The 4,119-nt window shown below is 65.9% G+C and carries 4 protein-coding genes; 2 read left to right on the plus strand and 2 right to left on the minus strand.

Features of this window, described 5'->3' with window-relative positions; translation table 11 throughout:
* The first annotated feature begins 234 nt into the window (after positions 1-234).
* Entirely contained in the window at positions 235-798 is a 564-nt protein-coding gene (locus ACPZMI_RS03135) for an HvfA family oxazolone/thioamide-modified RiPP metallophore (RefSeq protein WP_186667696.1), read from the plus strand.
* A 79-nt stretch (positions 799-877) separates the two neighbouring features.
* Entirely contained in the window at positions 878-1,300 is a 423-nt protein-coding gene (locus tag ACPZMI_RS03140) for an organic hydroperoxide resistance protein (protein WP_346655296.1), read from the plus strand.
* Positions 1,301-1,316: 16 nt separating this feature from the next.
* On the opposite strand, the gene ACPZMI_RS03145 is transcribed toward ACPZMI_RS03140, so the two are convergent.
* Both ACPZMI_RS03145 and ACPZMI_RS03150 read right to left on the minus strand, forming a co-directional pair.
* On the minus strand, positions 1,317-2,273 hold the full coding sequence (locus tag ACPZMI_RS03145; protein WP_426351656.1) for an arsenic resistance protein: 957 nt from the start codon (positions 2,271-2,273) through the stop codon (positions 1,317-1,319).
* A gap of 87 nt (positions 2,274-2,360) precedes the next feature.
* The gene (locus ACPZMI_RS03150; protein WP_426351657.1) at positions 2,361-3,854 is read right to left on the minus strand and encodes a methylenetetrahydrofolate reductase C-terminal domain-containing protein; all 1,494 of its coding nucleotides are present in this window, start codon (positions 3,852-3,854) and stop codon (positions 2,361-2,363) included.
* Positions 3,855-4,119: the final 265 nt, after the last annotated feature.

The raw sequence follows: 4,119 nt of genomic DNA on the forward strand, positions 1-4,119 counted from the left end.
GCGCACGTATCTGTGGGAGCGGGCTTGTCCCGCGATTGTATCGCCCTGTATCTCACCCCTGATCCTGCGTACTTGCATACAAATCCCTCCCTCCCCGGATACGCCCCCGATACACGCTGACGTTCAAATGGCTCCACCCGAACGAACGGGGCCAGGCGCCCCGGTTCATCGGCTCTCTCGCCCTAGGGGCAATGAACCCAGCGGTACGACCGCACTGACATCCGGAGAAATGCCATGTCCCATACCCCGATTTCCAGCAAGGCTCGCATCGGCCTGTTCGCCATCGCCCTGGCAGGCGGTATCAACGTCACCAGCTCCGCGTTCGCCGTTGAAGCGCTGCCGCAGGGCTACCAGCTCGCGGCCAACGACAAGGCCCCGGAAGGCAAGTGCGGGGAAGGCAAGTGCGGCGCCAAGGGCAAGGCCACCCAGGCCGAAGGCAAGTGTGGGGAAGGCAAGTGCGGTGCCGAGGGCAAGGCCACCAAGGCCGAAGGCAAGTGTGGCGAGGGCAAGTGCGGTGGCCAGGCGAAAGCCACCGGGGCGGAGGGCAAGTGTGGTGAAGGCAAGTGTGGCGATGCCTCCTTCGCCCGCACCGACACCGACCACGATGGCCGCGTTTCGCGTGCCGAGCTGCTGGCCGTGGCACCGAAGGCCAACGCCGAGTTCGATGCGATCGACGCCAACCACGATGGTTACCTGTCCGAGGCGGAGGTGTATCAGTTCCGCAAACATCAGTTCGACGCCAATGGCAAACCGTTCCCGTCCGACCTGTACAGCCGCCTGAGCCAGGCCAAGCAGTAACGGCCATCCGCGCCCTTCCCGCACCCTTGGTCGGGGAGGGCTGTGCGAACCGTCCTGATCGGCAAGAAGGAGATGCACCGTGATCACCCCTTTGACAACCACCCTCTACACCGCCCGTACTCACACCACCGGAGGCCGCGACGGCCGCGGTCGCTCCAGTGATGGTGCGCTGGACCTGCCGTTGAGCCCGCCAGGCTCCGGACGTCCAGGCACCAACCCCGAGCAATTGTTTGCCATCGGCTGGTCGGCCTGCTTCATCGGCGCACTGCGTCGTGCGGGGCAGAAGTTCGACATCCGCCTGCCCGAGGGCGTGGCGGTGGAGGCTGATGTGGCGCTGGGCAATACCGCCGATGGCGGCTTTGCGCTGGCCGCTCAGTTGACCGTGCACTTGCCCGGGCTAGCCCTGGAGGACAAGCAGAAGATGGTGGCCGAGGCGCACCAGATCTGCCCTTACTCCAAGGCGACGCGGGGCAATATCGAGGTGGGGTTCGTGATCCTGTGAGTTGGGATGGCGTCTGTCAGGTTCGTACCACTGCCGGCACCACCCGCACGTAGATCAGTTCGCTCACCAGTTCTACCAGTGTCTGGGTTATCACCGCCGCTGCCGCCAGCACCCGCAAGTCTTCCGGCAAGGCCAGCGCCAGCGGCAGTACCACCAGCGAATTGCGGGTCGCGGCGCTGAACGTCACCGATCGCGCTTCGCGCGCCTGCAGCCGGAACAGCCGCGCCGAGAGCAGCCCCAGCAGCGGTGCCAGCAGCGCGAACCCGACATACACCGGAATCACCGGCAACAGGCGCTGGAAGTCGCCCAGCACCACGACGATCTGCGAGCCGATCACGGCAATCAGCACCAGGGCCATGGCCGGCACCGGCATCCACGCCCAGGCGTCGTTCCAGCGGGCGATGGCTTGCGAGCGGCGTGCACCGACGCTGGTGAGCACGGCCAGCAGCATCGGTAGCACGATCAGCAGCACGAAGGCTTCCACGAACGGCGCGATGGAGAGTGCCACAGGGTTTTGCGCGCCGAGCATCAGGGTCAGGTACAGCGGCAGCAGGGCCAGTTGCACCAGTAACAGCACCGGCGTGGCGGCGAGGGTCAGGCGCGAGTCGCCTTTGCCGATGTGGGTGAACACCACCACGTAGTCGATGCAGGGCGTCAGCAGTACCAGCAGTGCACCGATCAGGATCGCCGGATGCTCGACCAGACCGCGCGTGGCCGCCCACACCAGCAGCGGTATCATCACGAAGTTGGCAAGCAACAGCGCGCCCATGAAGCGGCGGTTGCCCAGCCCCTGACGCAGGTCGAGAAAGGGGATCTGCAGGAACATTGCGTACATCAGCACGGCAATCGCCGGAGTCACCAGCGCTTGCAGGTGGCTGGCGGTGTCGGGAGCGAGCAGGCCTGCGGCGATGGCCAGGACCACGGCGGCGAAGTAGAGGGGGATCTGCTGGGTTTCAAGTTGCGCTCGGGTCACGCGGCGGTCCTGTGGGCGAGTGTAGGGCGATGGCCGCTCAGGATAGAGGCTGTCGGGCCCCCTGTACCAGGGCTTGCCGGGTCGCTCCTACAGGTCCGCGGCCTCGGGTTGCGGGCGCTTGGCGCGCGCTGCGGGTTGTACTGGGGTTGGCTCGGCGAACCAGCGCGGCCAGGAGCTCTGCTGGCGCCCACCCACCTCGACGCAGGGGATCAGCTTGTCCCTGAGTACGTCTGTCTGCCCGACCGACACCGCCGTGCGGTATTTGCGGCTGTGGATGCATTCCCGGTCGCCGAACTCGCAGCGGTTCAGTTGCGTCCCGCCGCAGGGCCCGTTGGCCAGGCCCTTGGGGCAGGTTTCCGGGCAGATGTACAAGGTGTCTTCGAGCCGGCATTGACCGCAAGTATCGCAACCGACCACCGGCCGCTTGAGGCCGCGCTCCACTCGGTGCAGAACGCGCGCCGCGGCTGGGGTCGACCACAGCGACCGGCGCACGCTCCAGCCGAATGCCTTGCTCAACAGCGTTTCGCGGCTGAACAACTGGTGGTGCATGGCCGACAGCAAATGGTAGCGGGCCTTTTCCGTAAACGAAGCCTGGACCTGGCGCTGGCCTTGCTGCCAGTGATGCCCGGGTGGGTGGAAAGTGACCGGTGCAACGCCGGGCATCTGCCAGGCGGCGTCCCAGGCGCTGCGCCATTGCTCGAGGCTGTTGATGCGTGGCAGCCAGTCTTCCAGAGCTTGTTCCAGTTCGAGAAACTGTTCGAGTTCGTGCACGCCGGAGAGGTTGATCCCGGCGTAGCCCAGCAGGCGCAGGCCGATGATCTGCAGGGCCAGGCGCTCGGTGGCACGCTGCCGGGCGTGGGCCTTGGACACTGCCGCCTCGGCGGCGAGCAGCGCACGCATCGCGGGGCTTACGGTGACCCCCGCCACATGCTCGAGCATCCCGGCGCGACCCTCGGTCAGCCCCATGATGCAGGCGAGCATGGGCCGAGGCCTGGGCTGGCGCTGCATCCAGTGCATGGCCTCGCGGTATTTCTGGAAGTCGAAACCCAGTTGCAGGATGAAGAAGTCGACGCCGGCGGCGAGCTTCTTTTCGGCCTTGAAGTATTGTGCGCCGCCTTCTTCCTCGCGGTACTTGAACGGATTCAGTGCCGCGCCGAGCAGCCAGTCGGGGCGCGCCTGGCGCACGATCTGCAGGGCTGCGACGGATTCGAGGTAACGCACCGGACGTTGGCCTGGCGTGTGGCCGGGCAGGCGGTCGCCGGTCAGCAGCAGGAGCTGGTCCAGGCCTGCGGCGTCCATGTGTGACAGCTGGGCGAGCAGGTCCTGGCGCTCGCGGTCCTTGCCGGAGAAATGCAACAGGGTCGGGACCGGTGTGTTGAAGCTGCGGCAGGCGTCGAGCGGCGACATGTCGAGCGCACTGCCGACCCGGTCGGCGATGGACACCGCCAGTGGCCAGCCGCACAACTGCGCACGCGCCATGATGCTCTCCAGTGCAGCGAAGCGCTGGGCAGAAGGCTTGGGGACGAACTCCATGATGCAGACGAAGGATTGATCGTTCAGGGCTTGTCTGAGCAGGCTCATGGCGGGTACCGGGTGCGGGCAGGATGACAGTGTGGCTGGATTGGGGGGCGGTGGGTTGTCTGCAAGCGTACGGCATTGATCTGAAACAGACACGCGCCGCGGTTTACATCTGGATACAAGCCAGGCTTTGTCATCGAGCTGGCGGGTTGCTTGGATGCTGCGCTAGTGGATCGAATCTACTTTTGGCGGTGACCTTTTCGCGGGCAAGCCCGCTCCTACAGGCCCTGCGGCTCGGAAGACTGTGGAGTACCTGTAGGAGCGGGCT

The sequence above is a fragment of the Pseudomonas wayambapalatensis genome (assembly GCF_049942315.1).
In the GTDB taxonomy this organism is placed as follows: domain Bacteria; phylum Pseudomonadota; class Gammaproteobacteria; order Pseudomonadales; family Pseudomonadaceae; genus Aquipseudomonas; species Aquipseudomonas wayambapalatensis.